The following is a 16,940-nucleotide window of genomic DNA, read 5'->3' on the forward strand; positions in this document are numbered from 1 at the left end:
TTAGCAGAGATTGCCGATGAAGTGATGGTGCTGGCGCAGGGTCAGTTGCGCCAGCCAGAAGCGATAGGCCAGCTTGCGCTGGCGGGTTGATTAGTGGTGATGACCTCCGGCACCATGCACATGCTGGTGCTCGATTTCTTCTTGATTGGCTGAGCGTACGCTGGCAATCGTTGCCGTGAACAGCAGACGCTGGCCGGCCCAGGGATGGTTGCCATCGACCACGACTTTACCATCTGCAATATCGGTGATGGTGTAAAGGATCACGTCGCCGGTTTCGTCTTCGCCTTCAAACTGCATGCCGACTTTAAGGTCTTTGCTCGGAAAGGCGCTGGCCGGTTCAATTTGCACCAGATTGTCGTCGTACTCACCAAAGGCATCTTCAGGGTCCAGACTTACTTCTACCTTGTCGCCGACATTTTTGCCATGCATAGCTTCTTCTACTTTGGGGAAAATGTTGTCATAGCCGCCGTGCAGGTAGGCCACCGGCTCCTGGCTTTCTTCCAGAATGTCGCCATCGCTATTTTGCAGTTTATAGGTCATGGAGACCACGGTGTTCATTGCTACTTGCATGTGTTGAATCCTAAAGTTCGCTGTTAAAACAATATTCTAAAGGATATTGTGGCGACAGTGTCAGTCTTGGTGACGATAATGTTGACCGTATAATTTTCGCCATTGCCAGGGTGGCATCGCCTCGCTTGATTGCCACAAACCCAAGCCTTGTTGTTGTGCCTGCTGTTGCAAGGCCTGCAAGGAGGTGCGTGTTGAGTAGCGCGCATTAAACCAAGCCATCCCTTGCGCCACCTGAAACTGGCTGGCCTCTGTGCCATCGCAGTAGAGGTGGCCCAGTTGCCTGCCATATTGATCTTGGCCTTGGGTGTTGACCGTAATCTTTGCACCGGCACACAGTTGGCTCAAGCTGCGGCGGGATTGCTTGCCAAATGCTTGGTGCAGCTCAGGCGCATCGATATCCAGCAAACGCAAGCGATAATGGCTGCCTTGCGCCTGTATCAATACCGTGTCGCCATCAATGATTTTTTCGAGCAACGTGGCGGCAATACTCGTATTGCAGAGCATGAGCCACAGGCAGGGGGCCAGCCATCTGCACAACGCACGAACGCGAGTGGTCATGTCCTAATCAAGCAAGCTGGTATAGTTGTCCGGGGTGAGGACGGTAGGAATGGCTTCGGGCAGCAGGTCTGGGTAGTCTTTGCTGTAATGCAAGCCACGGCTTTCATGGCGTTCGATGGCGCTGCGGACAATCAATTCCGCCACCTGTAACAGGTTACGCAGTTCGATGAGGTCGTGACTGACTTTAAAATTACTGTAAAACTCATGTACTTCATCGCGCAGCATATGGATGCGATGCAGTGCGCGGCTCAGGCGTTTGGTGGTCCGCACAATCCCTACGTAGTTCCACATGAACCGGCGCAACTCGTCCCAGGTGTGGGTGATCAGCACTTCTTCATCGGCATCGGTAACGCGGCTTTCGTCCCAGTCCGGCAAGGAAATGGTCGGTTGCTGACCCTGTGCCCGGATATCTTCGGCGCAGCTGCGACTGAAGGCCAGGCACTCCAGCAAGGAGTTGCTGGCCAGGCGGTTGGCGCCGTGCAGGCCGGTGCAGGCGGTCTCGCCAATGGCATACAGGCAGTCAATATCGGTGCGGCCATGGATGTCGGTCATGACGCCGCCACAGGTGTAATGTGCTGCAGGCACCACGGGAATTGGTTGTTTGCTGATATCAATGCCCAATTGCAGGCAGCGCTGGTAAATATTCGGGAAGTGGGACTGGATGAAATCCAGTGGTTTATGGCTGATGTCCAGGTAAACGCAATCCAGGCCGCGCTTTTTCATCTCGAAGTCGATGGCGCGCGCAACTACATCGCGCGGGGCCAGTTCCGCACGCTCGTCATGCCAAGGCATAAAGCGGGTGCCATCAGGCAATAATAGCAAGCCGCCTTCGCCACGCAGCACTTCTGAAATCAAAAATGATTTGGCGTGCGGGTGATAGAGGCAAGTAGGGTGAAACTGCACAAACTCCAGGTTAGCCACGCGGCAACCCGCACGCCAGGCCATGGCAATACCGTCGCCGGTGCTGATGTCAGGGTTGGTGGTATACAAATAGACTTTACCCGCGCCCCCTGTGGCCGTCACTGTGTATTGGGCAGACAGTGTGATTACTTTGCCGGTCTGGTTGTTCAGCACATAGGCCCCCAGGCAACGGTTGGGGCCATCATTCTCGGTTTGCTTGAACAGTTTGTGTGTGGTGATCAGGTCCACCGCAATATGGTGTTCCAGAATGGTAATGTTGGGGTGGGCACGTACGCGATCGGTCAGCGTAGTTTGCACCGCCTGGCCCGTGGCATCGGCCACGTGGACGACGCGCCGGTGGCTGTGCCCCCCCTCGCGGGTGAGATGCAGGCGGTCATCTTGAGCTTCACGCGTAAAATTCACGCCTTGCTGCAATAACCAGTCTATGCTGTCGCGGCCACTGGTCACCACCATGCGGGTGACTTCGCTGTCGCACAGGCCCGCGCCAGCGTCCAGCGTGTCTTTGATATGCGCCTCTACCGAATCTTCGCTATTGAGTACCGCCGCTATGCCGCCCTGTGCCCAGTTGCTGGCACTCATGGTCAGTTCGCGTTTGCTCAAGATACATACCCGGTATTGATCGGCCAGTCGTAAGGCCAGCGATTGGCCAGCCAGGCCACTACCAATAATCAAGACATCAAACACTTTATTCATAAACGGGCGTGGTCAACGGAACTTTTGAAGAGGGCGGTCAGTCGTACTAGTGTTCGCATTGCGTGTTGCAACTGCAAACAATACTAAGGGATGAGACGATGTTACACACAGCAAATTTAGAGGCGTTAACGCGCACTGGGTTCGTCGAAAATAACACAAAAGCGTATACTACTCCCAATCATAAAATTACCCAAGGGAGTCATCGCGATATGACTGTTCAGGCGGCGAGCGCCAAACAGCAAGAGAATAAAGAGTTTGACCAGATGCTGGTTGAACGCGCTCAACAAGGCGATAAACGCGCCTTTGGATTGCTGGTGGAAAAATACCATCGCAAGTTGGGCCGCTTGCTGTCGCGTATGATCCGCGATCAGGCAGAAGTGGAAGATGTGGTGCAGGAGTCTTTTATCAAGGCTTATCGTGCGCTGCACAGCTTCCGTGGGGACAGTGCGTTTTATACCTGGCTGTACCGGATTGGCATTAACACGGCCAAGAATTATCTGGTGTCCATGGGGCGCAAGCCGCAGGTGATGCAGGATGTCGAAATTGAGGATGTCGAGAATTTCGATGAAGGTGAGGACATGCGTACGATGGAGACGCCTGAAACATCCCTGATGACCAAGGAAATTGCGCAGACCGTGAATGATGCGATTGCTGCGTTGCCAGATGAGCTGCGCACTGCGATCACCTTGCGTGAGCTAGAGGGTTTGAGTTACGAGGACATTGCCAGTGTCATGCAGTGCCCGATTGGCACGGTGCGATCCCGTATTTTCCGTGCCCGTGAGACCATTGCCGCGAAATTGAGGCCGTTGTTGGATACGCCACACAATAAACGCTGGTAGTGGCATGATTTGTTATAAAAATTTGATTGGGTGTGTAGGTGTTATGACAAATTTTTTGTTAAATGCTAACATAAAATCATTGATTGATTTGGGGTTATTATGAAGCAGCAATTATCTGCCTTGGTCGACGGTGAGGTCGATGTTGAACGCTGTGAACATATATTCTTGGCGGCCAAATCTTCTGGCGAGGTCGCACAAGCCTGGCGCGAGTATCATGTGATCCGTGACGTCATGCGCGATGAGCTGTGGATGCAGTCAGACATGACCAGCCGCATTATGACCGCACTTGAAGATGAACCGACACTACTGGCGCCGCAAGCCATCGCCAATGCCGACAAGGTGACGCGTATCCGCCCGCGTTTTGACAAGTACACCTGGTCTATTGCCGCGTCTGTGGCTGCTGCCTTTTTTGTTGGCATGTTTGTGCTTAATCAACCTGAGGCGCCTGCCCCTGCGCAGATTGCCGACAATGATACCGAGCAATATGTATTGGCTCATCATAATTATGCGCCGAGTAGTGTGACTTATTACACGCATAATGTTGCCTATACGGCTGGCGAATAAAATTTCTTTGAATCATCATTTGGTTGTTGCTACTGCTATGTTTTGGCGGATTGTTGCTTCGATTTCATGCCTGTTCATGGTGCAGCAGGGAGCCTTTGCTGAAGAAGATTTATGGTCAACCATGCAGAAAACCGCCTCTGCCGCCAGAGAGCTCAATTATCAGGGGCTGTTTGTCTATCACAATGGCTCCATGATCCGTTCGGTGCAAATCACCCACATTTATGAAGGCGGCCGCGAATTCACACGCAATGTGGTGCTGGATGGCCGCCCGCGTGAAGTATTCAGTGAAGGCGATGATATTGTCATTTTTAATGCTAAAAATGACAAGGTCGTGATCGAGAAGCGCCGAGGCCAAAACCTGTTTCCGGCCATGCTGCCCACACAGCTGTATCCCCTCAAGCAAAATTACAAGCTCAAGTTTGTCGGACAGGAACGCATCGCCGGGCGTCTGGCACAGGTCATCGACATGGTGCCTAATGACAATCTGCGTTACCAGTACCGCATCTGGTCTGATACTGAATATGGCTTGTTGCTCAAAATGAGCATGATGGATATGCAAGGGCATACCTTGGAGCAAATTGGGTTTAACCAGGTGTCTATGCTGCATACCAAAGATCTGGATTGGTTTCAGCCCAAGATTGATGCGACCAAGCCTTATGTGATGGATGACACCACCGAGCTTACGCATGTAGAAGACAATCTGGTGGTGCCGAATTTGCCGACGGGCTATAAAAAGGTTGACCAGATCAGTTTAAAAGTGCCCGGCAGGACTGCCCCTGTGCAGCAATGGATTTTTTCTGATGGATTGGCTTCGGTGTCACTGTTTGTCGAGCCGATGGTCAAAGGCATGCAGCCCCGAGTCGGTAAGAAAAATATGGGCTCTACCAATGTGTACGCCCATGTCCTCAATGGCTACCAGCTGGTGGTGGTGGGGGAGGTTCCGGCGCAAACCGTGGAACAGATTGCGCAGCAAGTGACCTTCAAAAAGTAATGGCTGCCTGTCTGTTTGTGCTTGCCTTGGTCCCGCCTCCTTGAAATCATGCCGCAATATTTCATTGCTATCCTCTTCAATTCGCTGTTATGGTGTGTTTTGGCGCGTCTCAGTTGGCGCTTGTATTTCTCAGCAATGGCACCATTTACATGCAATAGCAAACGCATGCTGGTCAGGAATGGTCGGCATGTACAATCAACAACTTAATTTTTAATAATCATTAAATGATAGGAATAATCATGATGAGACGATGGATGTCTGGCCTCATGTTCGCGTGTGCCATCACATTGACCCAACCAATCTTGCATGCCCAGGCAAAGGACTTGCCTGATTTTACTGAACTGGCGGAAAAACAAGGTCCGGCAGTCGTGAATATCAGCATTACTTCGGTGGTGCATGGCGGCGGTACCATCGGTTTTCCAGGCATGCCCAACGATGAGAACTTGCAAGAATTTTTGCGCCGCTTCGGCATTCCAGGCATGCCCGGGATGCCAGGTCAGGAAGGTGGGCAGGATTATAAAACCCAGTCACTGGGCTCGGGCTTCATCCTGAGTAGCGATGGCTATATTTTAACCAACGCGCATGTGGTGAACGAGGCCGATGAAGTGCTGGTGAAGCTGTATGACAAGCGTGAATTCAAAGCCAAGATTATTGGTGCTGACAAGCGCACCGATGTGGCCTTGATTAAGATCGAGGCGACCGGCTTGCCCAAGGTGACTGTAGGGGACCCGAATGCGTTGAAAGTCGGGGAATGGGTGGCAGCGATTGGTTCGCCATTTGGTCTCGAAAACACGATGACGGCTGGTATTGTCAGTGCCAAGGGTCGCGCCTTACCGCAAGAAAACTATGTCCCGTTTATTCAAACCGATGTCGCCATTAACCCGGGTAACTCGGGGGGGCCATTATTTAACTTGCGCGGTGAAGTGGTCGGCATCAACTCGCAAATCTATAGCAAGAATGGCGGCTCCATGGGCTTGTCGTTCAGTATTCCGATTGATGTTGCCATTGATATTTCCAACCAGCTCAAGGCCAATGGCCGCATTTCACGCGGTTGGCTCGGGATTGGCATTCAGGAAGTGACCAAAGACCTGGCTGAGTCCTTTGGCCTCAAGCAAACCAGCGGTGCCTTGATTGCCGGCGTCGAGAAAAACAGCCCGGCCGACAAAGGTGGGCTGGAAGCCGGTGACATTATTCTCAAGTTTGACGGCAAGCCGATTACGACATCGAGTGATTTGCCTCGTGTGGTGGCAGCCACCAAACCGGGTAAAGTCGTGCCGGTAGAAATCCTGCGTAAAGGCGCCAGCAAAACCTTGCAACTGGGCGTTGGTGAAATGCCGAGCGAGCAACCTGAAGCTGCCGCAACCAGCAAAGAACCCGCAAAGGCCGAGTCCAACAAGATAGGCTTGACCCTGCGTGAATTGACGCCACAGCAAAAGAAAAAGCTCAACGGCAAGAATGGCCTGCTTGTGATTGAAAGTGTGGGTGCGGCTGCACAGGCCGGGATCCGTCGCGGTGATGTCATTCTCGGTCTGAATAACAATGAAAGCCAGAGCGTGGATGCCTTTAACAAGCAGATCAATGCGGTTGCCAGTGGCAAAACGATTGCTGTGCTGGTGCAGCGCGGAGATAGCACGCTGTATGTGCCGATTAAAATAAAATAAGGCACGGCTGCTTGCAGTTAACAAAAAAAGACAGGGCGACCTGTCTTTTTTTGTTTTTGAGGTGGGGGATTTAGTAGGCGATCATGGAAATATTGTCACTGCTGAGTTTTAATTGATTCAGCGCTTCAATCACACTGCGAATATTTTCATGGATGGCACCCTCGTTAGCAATTTTGATGCGAATAAAGCCAATCGCTGAGTCACTAAACGTTGCAGTGTAGGGCGTAGAAATGATTTTTGAGTAAAGTACTTTTTGGGTTGCGCGTTCTGTCAGGGTGTACTCCACGGCAGCTGTCACTGTCATGTCCAGTCCGGCAACCGGTTGATCCAGGCTTAATAGTTTGGCGTCCAATGTGTATTTGCTGCTTTGTCCTGAGTTGCTCAGTAACATTGCATTACGCAAAGACTCCTCAAGTGCCTGCTTGAATCCATCATTGCCCACCTTGGAAACCCACAGGGGATTGGTCGATTTTCCGCCAGAGACTGATTGAATGGTGACGTTTTCTTTAAGTTGCGCATTAGGCAAAGAGCTGTGAGTGGCCGGTTTGACTGTCATTTTGTCAATGGCGGCGGGTGAGGCACAACCAGCCAAGAGTGCTGAAGTGAGTACAAGCACGACTTTGTACATAAGATTTACTCCCTGAAATATGTTTTTAGTGAATGCAGCGTCCCCATAAGCGTGGACGTTTGCAAACTTTAATGCAGAACGGTCAGGCGAGCATGCTGTTCGCATTAAAATGCGATTAATCGGGAAATTTTCCTGGGTTTGGCTGTGCGCTTTATAGGGCCGCCCGCACTTGCCGCAAACAAAATAAATCACTGATATTCATGCATTTGCTGTAAAATACGCACGATTTGAAAGGCGCTTCAAGCGCCTTTCTTGCTTGTAAATAACGCATAACAGAACATGAAAAATATTCGTAATTTTTCGATCATTGCCCACATTGATCATGGCAAATCGACACTGGCTGACCGCATTATCCAGTTGTGCGGTGGCCTGGAAGCACGCGAGATGGAAGCGCAAGTGCTCGATAGCATGGATATCGAGCGTGAACGCGGCATTACGATCAAGGCACAAACAGCGGCGTTGCAATACAAAGCCAATAATGGCGAAACCTATTTCCTCAACCTGATTGATACCCCTGGGCACGTTGACTTTAGCTATGAAGTCAGCCGCTCCTTATCGGCCTGTGAAGGTGCATTGCTGGTGGTGGATGCTTCGCAAGGCGTCGAAGCGCAAAGTGTGGCTAACTGCTATACCGCGATTGATCTCGGCGTGGAAGTGACGCCCGTTCTGAACAAGATCGACTTGCCATCGGCAGACCCTGCGCGCGTGTCACAGGAAATTGAAGATGTGATTGGGGTGGATGCCACTGATGCGGTGCGTTGCTCAGCCAAAACCGGCGAAGGTGTGCGAGACGTGCTGGAAGAAGTGGTCGCCAAAGTGCCACCCCCTAGAGGCGATGTTTCTGCACCCTTGAAAGCGCTGGTGATCGACGCCTGGTTTGATAACTATGTGGGCGTGGTCATGCTGGTGCGCGTGGTGGATGGTGTGTTGCGTGCCAAGGAAAAAATCCGCCTGATGGCCACCGGTGCCGAATACCTGTGTGAGCAGGTGGGGGTGTTTACGCCCAAGTCTCTGCAGCGCCAGCAACTGAGTGCGGGTGAGGTCGGCTTTATCATTGCCGGTATTAAAGAGCTGGCGGCGGCCAAGGTCGGCGATACGGTGACGCTTGCCGGGGCCGGGAAATCTGCCACTGAGCCACTGCCAGGCTTTAAAGAAGTCAAGCCGCAAGTGTTTGCAGGGCTGTATCCGGTCGAATCCAACCAGTTTGAATCGTTGCGTACTGCGCTGGAAAAATTGAGCCTGAATGACTCCAGCTTGCAGTTTGAGCCAGAAAATTCCACAGCACTGGGGTTTGGTTTCCGCTGCGGATTCCTCGGTTTGTTGCATATGGAAATCGTACAAGAGCGCCTGGAGCGTGAGTACGATATGGATCTGATTACGACCGCGCCCACCGTGATTTATGAGCTATTGCTCAAAAGTGGCGAAGTCATACAAATCGAAAACCCGTCACGTCTGCCTGAGCCTTCACGCATTGAAGAAATTCGTGAGCCCATGATTGTAGTCAATCTGCTCATGCCGCAAGACTATGTCGGGCCGGTGATGACCTTGTGTAATAACAAGCGCGGTGTCCAGCGTAATATGCAGTATATGGGCCGCCAGGTGATGTTGAGTTATGAAATGCCGCTGAATGAGGTGGTGCTCGACTTCTTTGATAAACTGAAGTCGGTTTCGCGTGGCTATGCCTCGATGGATTACGAGTTTCTCGAGTTCCGTGCGGCCGATCTGGTCAAGCTGGATATCATGGTGAACGGTGAGCGTGTGGATGCATTGAGCCTGATTGTGCACCGCGCCAACAGCATTTATCGTGGTCGCGAACTGGTTTCTAAAATGCGCGAGCTGATTCCACGGCAAATGTTTGATATTGCCATCCAGGCCTCTATCGGCGCCAATATTATTGCGCGTGAAACTGTGAAGGCCATGCGTAAAAACGTGCTGGCTAAATGTTACGGCGGCGATATTACGCGTAAGCGCAAGTTGCTGGAAAAACAAAAAGAAGGTAAAAAGCGTATGAAGCAGGTGGGCAATGTGGAAATTCCACAAGAAGCCTTCCTGGCGATCTTGCGTGTAGAAGATAAATAATCACGATTCATCATCACCGCGCGTGATGGTGCTTACTCAGGAAACAAGCATGTATTTTGCAATTTTTATGTTGGTGATTTTGCTGGTGTCAGGGGTGATCTGGCTGCTGGATATCCTGGTGCTGCGCAAGCAGCGCCAAGCCGGTGCGCTCGGAGAGGTGCCTGATCCATGGTATGTGGAATACAGTAAAAGCTTTTTCCCGGTCATTCTGCTGGTATTTACCGTCCGCTCATTTATCGTCGAGCCATTCAAGATTCCTTCCGGCTCGATGATGCCGACGCTGTTGGCGGGTGACTATATTCTGGTCAATAAATTCACCTATGGCCTGCGTGTACCCATCCTCAATAATGTGTTTTACCCCATGGGTAAGCCGCAGCGTGGTGACGTATTTGTGTTTCATTATCCGCCAGACCCATCAATCGACTATATCAAGCGTGTGGTTGGTCTGCCCGGCGACAAGATTCAGTACCGTGACAAACAGCTGACTATTAACGGCAAGGTGATTAGCCTGGATTTTATCGCGCCTTACCAATATGCCTTGAGCGTTAACGACGAAAGCGGCAACGCCCGTGCGGTGGATGTCACCGCCTCACGCCTGAGCGAGCAACTGGGCGACGTCAAGCATGATGTACTGATTCATGACATCATGAACCAATATGGCCCAGGTAGTCTGGGTGACCGCTTCATGCAGGGCGAAACCATTACCGTGCCTGAAGGCGAATACTTTGCCATGGGCGATAACCGTGACAATAGTTCTGACAGCCGTGTCTGGGGCTTTGTCGCCGAAAAACATCTGGTGGGTAAAGCCTTCTTTATCTGGTTCAATTTTGACCAGTGGCGCCGTATCGGGCAACGTATCGGCTAATGCTGCGGTCAGCCGTGGCGAGACGTCTCTTTTTGAGGAAAGCATCTATGAAATACTCAAAGATTTCTGATCAACACGGGATCGGCTTTATCGGTTTTTTACTGGTACTGACGGCATTTGGCATTTTGGGCCTAGTCGCCTTGAAAGCCTTGCCTGCCTATATGGAGTATTTCTCGATTCAATCCACCATTAACCGGATTGCGCATGACCCGCTGTTGCAAAGCGAGCAGGACATGCGTACGGCGTTTGATCGTCAGATGCAGGTCGATAGTATTAAAGACGTTTCCAGCCGTGAGCTCGAAATCAGTGCAGGGGCGGTGGCCATGCGCTACCAGAAAAAGATCCCGCTCACTGAGACCATGTCTCTGTTGATTGATTTTGATGCTGCCAGCAAACCCTAGTGGCAAAAGGGATCGTCATTCAATGAGCGTACTGCCTGTCTTACAAACCAGAATTGGTTACCAATTTTCGCAACCTGACTTGTTGCAGCAGGCGCTGACGCACCGCAGCTTTTCGGCCACCAATAATGAGCGGCTGGAGTTTTTAGGCGATAGCGTTTTAAACTTTATTATTGCGCACCAGCTGTTCAATTTGTTTCCTGATATCCCAGAAGGCGATTTAAGCCGATTGCGGGCCAAGCTGGTCAAAGAATCCAGCCTGGCCGAGATTGCCATCAGCCTGCATTTGGGCGATGCGCTCAAGTTGGGCGAGGGCGAGTTGAAAAGTGCTGGTTGGCGTCGCCCTTCTATTCTGGCCGATGCGCTGGAGGCGATTGTCGGTGCTGTCTATCTGGATGGCGGGTTTGACGCTGCGCAGCAAGTGGTGGCGTTGTTGTATCGCGACAAGCTGCAGACCATAGATCCAACATCGATCGACAAGGATGCCAAATCGCAGTTGCAAGAATATCTGCAAAGCAAAAAAATGGATTTGCCTGAATATCAGGTGGTCTCTATCGAAGGCGAAGCACATGCACAAACGTTTACCGTGCAATGTGAAATTAAAAAACTCAAGTTGACGACCACAGGTGTGGGCACCAGCCGCCGCGTGGCTGAGCAACAAGCGGCCAAATTGGCCATGGACAAGATACAATCATGACAGAACAGACAACAGCCTCAGACCATTTCCGTTGCGGCACCATTGCCATCGTGGGCAGACCCAATGTGGGCAAATCGACCTTGCTCAACCATATTCTGGGCCTGAAGCTGGCGATTACTTCGCGCAAGGCGCAGACCACCCGTCACCGTCTGCTCGGGATTCATACCACTGAAGACACGCAGTTTCTGTTTGTCGATACCCCGGGTTTTCAGCAAAAGCATATTAACGCGCTCAATAAGTCGCTTAACAAGACCGTCACCCAGGTATTGACCGAAGTCGATGTAGTGCTGTTTGTGATCGAGCCGATGAAACTGGGCGAGGCCGATGAGCTGGTGCTTAAACTGCTGCCTAAGAACAAACCGGTATTGCTGGTGGTGAATAAAGCCGACCTCATGGGCGACAAAGGCAACTTGCTGCCCCTGATTCAGGACTTTGACTTGCTGTTTGACTTTGCGGGCATTATCCCGGTTAGTGCCAAAAAGAATCTTTATCTGGATGAGCTGTTAGCCGCGATTCGCGAGCATCTGCCCGAGCAAGCTGCCATGTATGCCGAAGATGAACTGACAGATAAAAACGAGCGCTTTCTGGCCGCCGAACTGGTCCGCGAAAAGGTGTTCCGCCTGTTGGGTGATGAAGTGCCTTACTCGGTGACGGTAGAAATTGAAAAATTTGAAACGGTGAAAAACCTGCGCCGCATTTTTGCCGCGATCATTGTCGATAAAGAAAGCCAGAAGCCCATGATCATTGGCAAGGGTGGCGAGAAATTAAAACAGATTTCAACCGAAGCGCGCCAGGACATGGAAAAGCTGTTTGGCTCCAAAGTCTATCTTGAAACCTGGGTCAAGGTAAAAGGTGGTTGGGCAGACGATGCGCGCGCGCTAAAAAGCCTGGGTTTCTAGCCTGGCAGGTTCTTATCTACTGGCATCCACATGGCAGTAAAACCTTCTGATTCAGGCAGCCACAAACAAAGCCTGCAACCGGTTTTCATTCTTCATACCTATCCCTTTAAAGAAACCAGCCTGGTCGTCGAAATGTTCAGTCGCGACCTGGGCCGCATTGCCGCCGTGGCTAAAGGCGCGCGCCGCCCGCTTTCAGCCATGCGCGGCATGCTGCAGTCTTTTCAGCAACTGGCTGGCACCTGGTCGGGTAAAAATGAACTCAAAACCCTGCATGACCTGGAGTGGATGACCGGCCTCACCTTGCTCAGGGGCGATGCGCTGATGTGCGGCTTTTACATGAACGAGCTGTTGCTGCGGCTGCTGCCGCGCGACGATGCCCATGTGCAGCTATTTGAATATTACGCACAAACCGTACAGATACTGTCGGCCTTGCCAATGCCGGTAGATGGCACGCAACTGGCCATGGTGATGCGCAAGTTTGAACTCAAAATGTTGCAAGAACTCGGCTACGCCGTTCCGCTCACCCATGATGAACATGGTGAAATCATCCATGCCGATAGCACCTACCGTTTTGAGGCAGATTATGGCGCCTGTGATCCGTCTGCCACTAAAAACGGCCTGCTGATTCTGGGTAATACGCTCTTACAAATGGCGCGTGGCGACTACAGCGATAGCACCACTCAAGCGCAAAGCAAGCAGTTGATGCGTTATTTATTACAGCATTATCTGGGTGAAAAGCCCTTGCATACCCGGCAATTGCTGGTGGACTTACAAGGCTTCTGAAGGTGGCCGTTGCTACGGTCTCACGTCCTGATAGCGAGGATATCTGGGGTTGCAAGGTGAGTGGCAGATCAGCACTCACCTTGCCTGAGCGACCAGTCATGAGTTGACTGCTCGCGCTTGATTCGGACGTGGCCTTGAAGTATCTCACAAGGCCACGCTGAAACTAACCGGCTTTTTGTTGGCGACGGGCCACTAAAACAAACACAGCCAGGCCAGCTAACAGCAGGGCGTTGGTGGCTGGCTCTGGAACCGCTGCCGTTTGCTGAACAAAACTGAAATAGCCCGAATTGCTGACCGTGGATAGTCCCTGTGCGGTGAACTCAGAGAAATAGCTATTATCAGGATACAACGTCAGGATAAACGTCGACGCGCCGTTATTGGCTGCAAACGTAAACCCCTGTTTGTCTATGCTAATGCTGGAATCGCTAGAGCGATAGCTGACGTTGTCCAAGGGGTCATTCAGGACAAAGTCCAGCACGCTGAAATGATAGTTTAATGAAAATGGCGCGCTGGTGGTCATGCTGCCAGAGAAGGTTGGGTCGCCATTCACATCATCGACCGCCACAATGTTGTAACGATAATCGGCCAGTGCTACACCGCTACCAGCAAAGGTGAGCGCCAGAAACACTACTAAATATTTAATCAATTGCATCACAAATCCTAAAAAAGTTAAATCAATCAAACGCCCGTCATGTGTCGATGAAGAGGCGCGTCTTGCGCCTCCTCTTTCATCTTAACGAACGGAAACGAACACCGGGTTGGAGTAAAACCAGAGGCTGCTGTAGTTGCGGTCGTTAATCGCGTTGACACGACCATTGTTATCCACGCCGCCCTGATTGTTCAGTACCCAGGTTTTCTGGTCTGCCAGCGGTTCGCCGTTGTAGCTGAATCCAGGCGCATCCACCGCCAGATTGGTGCCGCGCAATCTGAAGTACTGGTTTTTGTTGGCGACCAGCTGCACAGTCACCGAGGCAAACCCATCTTTGCCTACTTTCCAGTCAGCTGCGGTGAATCGCTTCAGCACGCGTGTAGACGGGTTGGTGGCAACGTTGTAAGCCGCAGAGTCCGGGCTGGCTTTGGGCGTGACATCACCGACAATTAAGTCCACATGGTTGACCACAGGCTTCATGTTGGCGAGGGTGTTACCATCAACCGGCTTCAGGTAATTGTTGAGATCCGGGCTCTTGAAGCGGATGGTCAATTTGATTTTTTCACCCGCACCAACCTTGATTTCCTGGCCCATAAATGCGGTGCCAGACGAACCGACGACGCGGAAGTCCAGGGCATTGATCAAGTCACCAAACACGCCAAACATGCGGCCTTCACGCAGACTGGCGATCAAGCCGGTGGCTGTACCTTTGCCGCTTTCTGGCATCCACACGTAGTTCTTGGCATATTCGCCTGGATAGTAGCCGCTGCTATTGCTGGCCGCATCAATCTTGAAGTGTGAATCGGAGTCTGCGATGTTCCAAACGTGGCGACCTTCGCCTAAAAGCGCATCCCATACGCCGCCCACTTTGGCAACAACGGCGTCCACGCCGCCATAGGTGCGGTTAGGCAGGTTCGCGTCAATATAGGCAGAGGTATAGCCGCCACGGTCAGGCTCCATCTGGTTACCGACCATGCCTTCAATCATAAACACGATATCCGGGGCCAAGTCATTCATTTGACGAAAGTCCTTGATCGTATACTTGTTTGGATTGCGAGACGGGTGGTTGATGGTGGCAAAGCTGGTGGTCGGATAATGGGCTTTTAACCAGGCGATTGCTGATAATGCGTCTGCCCCGGTTTGGTTCGGGCGCACCGAACCGTTCCTGTTTTTCCAGGCCGCGACATCCTGCGGGTTAAACAACGATTCAGACAGGGTGGTAAACAGGTACTGGAATTCTTTGGCGCCATCGGTGGACGTCTCCAGCGTCGACTCATTCTGGAACATGACCACGTTGGCATGGTCATGGGTAGGCATATCCCATTCTGCAGCCGAGAGTATCATCTTGTCTGCGTAAGTGCCGCCTGCCTGCATGTCTTTCACGTGCGGAATCTCAATCGACTCCATCGCATAGGCAAATGGCACGGGTTTGGCCAGCAAATTGCCGTTCTGATCATATTTGGAAGAGCGCAAATGATTGCTCAGAATCATCCAGTCCAGTTTGTAAGTGCCTAGCGCCTTGTCCAGCAAAAAGTCCAGCGTCTGCGTCGTACGAGAGTCATCAGACTCCACGGTATGGGTATGCAGGTCACCAGCCATCCAGGAACCTTTACCTTCGGTAGGGGCAGGCATGGGCTTGACTTCCAGGCCAGAGACTAACGACACGGCACCGAATGACAGGCCCGCGACAGCGGCCACCATGGCCGTTGATTTAAATACTTTTGATTTATTCACAATTATCCCGCTTGATTAACATCCCCAGGCTGGGGCATGGTAGTGTTGAAAGTGTTTACTACGCGGGCATGATGACGGACGCGGATTAATCTTTGATGACGGCCGAGATATATTCGCGTGACAGCGGCCTAGGCATGCACTGTGGTTCCATTTGCTGGTGATCTACACAGACTGCTCTGCAGATTGATGGTTGATGGCAACGCTTAATGGTATGGTTTTACACTGTCAGCAGGTAAAATAGGGCTTTGTCCGTTCTCTTATCAGTCAACTATGTTAAAACTAGGCGTCAATATCGATCACGTGGCCACCATCCGTCAGGCGCGTGGCACCAAATACCCCAGCGTAGTGCAGGCTGCATTGCGTGCAGAACAATCCGGCGCTGACAGCATCACGCTACATTTGCGCGAGGATAGGCGCCACATGCAGGATGCGGATATTTTTGCCTTGCGGCCGTTACTGCAAACCAAAATGAACCTGGAATGTGCGGTGACCAGCGAGATGATTGATATCGCCATTCAGGTTAAACCACAGGATGTCTGCCTGGTGCCAGAGCGGCGTGAAGAACGCACGACGGAAGGCGGGCTGGATGTATTGACCCACTATGCCAAAGTCGAACACGCCGTTAAAAAACTGTCTGAGCAAGGTATCCGTGTCTCCTTGTTTATTGCACCCGATCTGGCGCAAATTGATGCCGCCGCCAAGATGGGCGCACCTGTGATTGAGCTGCATACTGGCACCTTTGCCGATGCGGAAACTGAAAAAGCGCAACTGGCCGAACTGGATAAAATTACCACCGCGCTTAACCATGCCAAAGCCGCCGGCTTGGTGGTCAATGCCGGTCATGGCCTGCATTATCACAATGTGCATCATATTGCGCGTTTGCCAGGCTTTGAAGAGCTGAATATCGGCCACGCGATTGTGGCGCATGCCTTGTTTGTGGGCTGGGACCATGCCGTGCGCGAAATGAAAGCACTGATGAAAGAGTTTTCCAGCAGATAAACACGCATCCATGGCAGAGAAGGAGTGGCGATGATTTATGGCATAGGCGCGGATATTGTTGAAGTTGAGCGCATTCAGGCGTCACTGGAGCAGTTTGGCGAGGCCTTTGCCAAGCGCATTCTGGCCGATGCCGAATGGGCTGACTACCAGGCTAGCCAGCTCAAAGCCCGCTTTCTGGCCAAACGGTTTGCGGCGAAAGAAGCCTTTGCCAAAGCCATCGGTACCGGCATTCGCGGTGAAGTCAGCTTCCATAACATCGCGGTGACGCATGATGCCTTGGGGCGTCCCTTGCTACAATTATCTACCGCCTTGCAGGCTTTTCTCAAACAGCATCATATCCACCAGTCTCATATCAGCATCAGTGATGAGAAAAATCTTGCCCTGGCGTATGTGGTGCTGGAAACGAGCTAGG

Annotated in this window: 18 protein-coding genes; 12 read left to right on the forward strand and 6 right to left on the reverse strand. The window is 51.8% G+C overall.

What is annotated here, in order from left to right; all coding sequences use genetic code 11:
- Positions 1 to 90: 90 nt before the first annotated feature.
- The 3 genes from ACT53G_RS13820 to nadB are packed head-to-tail and all read right to left on the reverse strand — an operon-like array spanning position 91 to position 2,742.
- Positions 91 to 570: an FKBP-type peptidyl-prolyl cis-trans isomerase gene (locus ACT53G_RS13820; RefSeq protein WP_194749471.1), complete on the reverse strand. Its 480-nt coding sequence runs from the start codon at positions 568 to 570 to the stop codon at positions 91 to 93.
- A 60-nt stretch (positions 571 to 630) separates the two neighbouring features.
- Positions 631 to 1,128, reverse strand: a complete 498-nt coding sequence (locus ACT53G_RS13825; protein ID WP_476169688.1) for a thermonuclease family protein — start codon at positions 1,126 to 1,128, stop codon at positions 631 to 633.
- Between the two features lie 3 nt (positions 1,129 to 1,131).
- The gene (nadB, locus tag ACT53G_RS13830; RefSeq protein ID WP_476169689.1) at positions 1,132 to 2,742 is read right to left on the reverse strand and encodes an L-aspartate oxidase; all 1,611 of its coding nucleotides are present in this window, start codon (positions 2,740 to 2,742) and stop codon (positions 1,132 to 1,134) included.
- 209 nt (positions 2,743 to 2,951) lie between these two features.
- On the opposite strand from nadB, the gene rpoE reads away from it, so the two are divergent.
- From rpoE to ACT53G_RS13850, 4 genes are all read left to right on the forward strand, one after another.
- Positions 2,952 to 3,581 (forward strand): RNA polymerase sigma factor RpoE, encoded by a 630-nt coding sequence (rpoE, locus tag ACT53G_RS13835; protein ID WP_194749473.1) that lies wholly within the window; start codon positions 2,952 to 2,954, stop codon positions 3,579 to 3,581.
- Between the two features lie 99 nt (positions 3,582 to 3,680).
- Positions 3,681 to 4,145 carry a sigma-E factor negative regulatory protein gene (locus tag ACT53G_RS13840; protein ID WP_476169690.1) on the forward strand — a complete coding sequence of 155 codons (465 nt, stop codon included), beginning with the start codon at positions 3,681 to 3,683 and terminating at the stop codon, positions 4,143 to 4,145.
- Between the two features lie 37 nt (positions 4,146 to 4,182).
- Positions 4,183 to 5,136 carry a MucB/RseB C-terminal domain-containing protein gene (locus ACT53G_RS13845; protein WP_476169691.1) on the forward strand — a complete coding sequence of 318 codons (954 nt, stop codon included), beginning with the start codon at positions 4,183 to 4,185 and terminating at the stop codon, positions 5,134 to 5,136.
- A 239-nt stretch (positions 5,137 to 5,375) separates the two neighbouring features.
- On the forward strand, positions 5,376 to 6,797 hold the full coding sequence (locus tag ACT53G_RS13850) for a DegQ family serine endoprotease (RefSeq protein WP_476169692.1): 1,422 nt from the start codon (positions 5,376 to 5,378) through the stop codon (positions 6,795 to 6,797).
- 70 nt (positions 6,798 to 6,867) lie between these two features.
- Here ACT53G_RS13850 and ACT53G_RS13855 read toward each other — a convergent pair whose 3' ends face one another.
- Entirely contained in the window at positions 6,868 to 7,425 is a 558-nt protein-coding gene (locus tag ACT53G_RS13855) for a hypothetical protein (protein WP_476169693.1), read from the reverse strand.
- 279 nt (positions 7,426 to 7,704) lie between these two features.
- Here ACT53G_RS13855 and lepA point away from each other — a divergent pair, with 279 nt between their 5' ends.
- Genes lepA through recO form a run of 6 tightly spaced genes read left to right on the forward strand, consistent with a single transcriptional unit; the run spans position 7,705 to position 13,146 of the window.
- Entirely contained in the window at positions 7,705 to 9,504 is a 1,800-nt protein-coding gene (gene lepA, locus ACT53G_RS13860) for a translation elongation factor 4 (protein ID WP_194749477.1), read from the forward strand.
- A 49-nt stretch (positions 9,505 to 9,553) separates the two neighbouring features.
- Entirely contained in the window at positions 9,554 to 10,369 is an 816-nt protein-coding gene (lepB, locus tag ACT53G_RS13865) for a signal peptidase I (protein ID WP_194749478.1), read from the forward strand.
- A 47-nt stretch (positions 10,370 to 10,416) separates the two neighbouring features.
- Entirely contained in the window at positions 10,417 to 10,770 is a 354-nt protein-coding gene (locus ACT53G_RS13870) for a DUF4845 domain-containing protein (protein ID WP_194749479.1), read from the forward strand.
- 22 nt (positions 10,771 to 10,792) lie between these two features.
- Entirely contained in the window at positions 10,793 to 11,464 is a 672-nt protein-coding gene (gene rnc / locus ACT53G_RS13875; RefSeq protein WP_275356765.1) for a ribonuclease III, read from the forward strand.
- Positions 11,461 to 12,363, forward strand: coding sequence for a GTPase Era (gene era, locus ACT53G_RS13880; protein ID WP_379073718.1), 903 nt, complete (start codon positions 11,461 to 11,463; stop codon positions 12,361 to 12,363). Before rnc ends, era begins: the two co-directional genes overlap by 4 nt.
- A 30-nt stretch (positions 12,364 to 12,393) precedes the next feature.
- Positions 12,394 to 13,146: a DNA repair protein RecO gene (gene recO / locus ACT53G_RS13885; protein WP_379073720.1), complete on the forward strand. Its 753-nt coding sequence runs from the start codon at positions 12,394 to 12,396 to the stop codon at positions 13,144 to 13,146.
- Positions 13,147 to 13,309: 163 nt separating this feature from the next.
- Here the strand turns inward: recO and ACT53G_RS13890 are convergent, their stop codons facing one another.
- Both ACT53G_RS13890 and ACT53G_RS13895 read right to left on the reverse strand, forming a co-directional pair.
- Complete coding sequence (locus ACT53G_RS13890; RefSeq protein ID WP_476169694.1) at positions 13,310 to 13,798, reverse strand: PEP-CTERM sorting domain-containing protein; 489 nt, start codon at positions 13,796 to 13,798, stop codon at positions 13,310 to 13,312.
- Between the two features lie 81 nt (positions 13,799 to 13,879).
- On the reverse strand, positions 13,880 to 15,529 hold the full coding sequence (locus tag ACT53G_RS13895; RefSeq protein WP_228518932.1) for a CehA/McbA family metallohydrolase domain-containing protein: 1,650 nt from the start codon (positions 15,527 to 15,529) through the stop codon (positions 13,880 to 13,882).
- Positions 15,530 to 15,799: 270 nt separating this feature from the next.
- Here ACT53G_RS13895 and pdxJ point away from each other — a divergent pair, with 270 nt between their 5' ends.
- Positions 15,800 to 16,528 (forward strand): pyridoxine 5'-phosphate synthase, encoded by a 729-nt coding sequence (gene pdxJ, locus ACT53G_RS13900; RefSeq protein ID WP_275356766.1) that lies wholly within the window; start codon positions 15,800 to 15,802, stop codon positions 16,526 to 16,528.
- Positions 16,529 to 16,558: 30 nt separating this feature from the next.
- A complete protein-coding gene (gene acpS, locus ACT53G_RS13905) occupies positions 16,559 to 16,939 on the forward strand; it encodes a holo-ACP synthase (RefSeq protein WP_275356767.1) in 381 nt (126 codons plus the stop codon).
- The last annotated feature ends 1 nt before the right edge of the window (position 16,940 follow it).

Source organism: Methylophilus sp. DMC18 (assembly GCF_056314005.1).